This window comes from Desulfobulbaceae bacterium, assembly GCA_015231515.1.
Lineage (GTDB): Bacteria > Desulfobacterota > Desulfobulbia > Desulfobulbales > VMSU01 > JADGBM01.
Genome location: JADGBM010000066.1, coordinates 17331 through 17990, shown reverse-complemented (window position 1 = coordinate 17990; position 660 = coordinate 17331). Strand labels below are relative to the sequence as shown.

1 protein-coding gene is annotated in these 660 nt (G+C 45.6%); it reads right to left on the bottom strand.

All coding sequences use genetic code 11. The annotated features are described in order from the left end of the window. The coding region (locus tag HQK80_10705) for a HAMP domain-containing protein (GenBank protein ID MBF0222677.1) at positions 1-660 on the bottom strand (660 nt) is incomplete at both ends.

Genomic DNA, 660 nt, shown 5'->3' with positions numbered 1-660 from the left:
GCCGAAGCGACGCTCAGCACATTTGCCGAAGTCTGCTCAGAGGCGGCCGCAGCAGATGCGGCTTGCTGGTGGGTTTTGTCGGCTGTTTCATTCATCTCTTTGGCGGATATTTGCAGTTCAGACGCCGCGGTGGTGATAGCGTTAATAACCATGCCGATGCTCGACTCAAATGAGCCTGCCATTTTCTCTATCATCTCTTCTTGTTCTCTTTTACTCCGCAGTTTTGCCGCTTTCTGTTCTTCTTCCAATAGATTTTTTTCTATGGCATTTTGTTGGAAAATTTTCACCGCTCGTGCCATCTTACCGATTTCATCTGTCTGTTCTTGGGCCGGTATGTGAACATCAAGATTACCGCTGGCAAGATTTACCATGGCGGCGGTCATACTGCTGACAGGTTTAGTGATTGAGTTAGCAAGAAAAACAATAAAGAGACTGACAATAACCAGAAAAATCACAATGCCGATTATCAGCATGAAACGCTGATAATCGATGGTTTTCTGTAGATCGGTCAAATCATACGTGAGAGTAACAACCCCGCCTTGTTCACCTATATTCCAACTGGGGTGACACCTGAGACAGTCTCCTGATATGATTTCGGGGGTGTAAATCTTAACGGTGTTGTCAGAAATGACCCGAAGCGGCTTTAGGAATGAAGAAAAA